The sequence below is a fragment of the Lentzea californiensis genome (assembly GCF_024648825.1).
GTDB classification, from domain to species: Bacteria; Actinomycetota; Actinomycetes; order Mycobacteriales; family Pseudonocardiaceae; genus Lentzea; species Lentzea californiensis.
Genome location: NZ_JANBBE010000032.1, coordinates 1 through 1,034, shown reverse-complemented (window position 1 = coordinate 1,034; position 1,034 = coordinate 1). Strand labels below are relative to the sequence as shown.

Here is a 1,034-nt window from a genome sequence, read left to right as displayed (position 1 = left end):
ATCGTCGAACCGAACGGCACGAGGTCGAGGTACCGCGCGAGGATCTCGTCCTTGCTCAACGCGACCTCCAGACCCACCGCGATGCGCGCCTCCCGGAGCTTGCGGGTGATGCTCTGCTCCTGGGCGGCGCGTTGTGCGTTCTTGTCCGTTCGCGCCAGCACGTGCACGAGATAGTTCTTCACGTACTGCTGGGTCAGCGTGGAGGCTCCCTGCTCCACCGACCCGCTCGCGTTGTTGCGGGCCGCGGCGCGCAGTGTCGCGAACCAGTCGACGCCGTTGTGGTCGTAGAAGCGGCGGTCCTCGATCGCGAACAACGCGTCCTTCATGTGCGGTGAGATCTTGTCCGGCGGTGTGCGCACCCGGTACTGGTCGTACAGGTACGCGATCGGTGCCCCGTCCTTGTCCGTCACCGTCGTCATCAACGGCGGGTCGGTGTTCAGCATCTGGGCCAATGTGGACTTCACCTGGTCGCTGAGCGTGTTGGACAACGCTCCCAGCGTCGCGGTGACGGGGAAGAGGAGCCCCGCCACCAGCGCGCCGGCGAGCAGGCAGAGCCCGGCGAGCTTGCCGGCACAGCGCACGATCGACTTGCGGTCCACGGCCAGACTCCCCTCACTGAATGCGGCTTTCGTCGGTTACCCGCCGAACCGGCTGTCAGGCGCCCACATCGAATGAACCGAGGCCGGGAATCCGTCACGCAGCGTGCAGAAAAGGGCTTTCACTCACTCTCTCGTGCCAACAAAGACATGTCCGGTTTTTCCGTTCCTGGCACGGGTAGCTGGCCATCAGGAACATTCACGCACGGGGAGGAATCCAATGCCTTCGCAAAAAAGTGCTGGCTCTCTTGTCGTTCGCACCGCTGCGATCGCGTTGGTCGCGAGCATGCTGAGTCCCGCGCACGTCCACGCGTCCGAAGGCTCGGAAGACCACTCGGCCGGCTCGCAGATCGCCAAGCACGAAGGCACCGGCGAGATGCTCATGACACCACCGGATCTCGGCGCCGGCAACGTGGGCAGGGTGGACGGCATCGACGT

Annotated in this window: 1 protein-coding gene; it reads right to left on the bottom strand. The window is 64.8% G+C overall.

The features are described 5' to 3' along the window. A partial coding sequence (locus tag LX88_RS43420) for a transglycosylase domain-containing protein (protein ID WP_258953565.1) occupies positions 1–599 on the bottom strand: 599 nt, incomplete at its 3' end. Between the last annotated feature and the right edge of the window lie 435 nt (positions 600–1,034).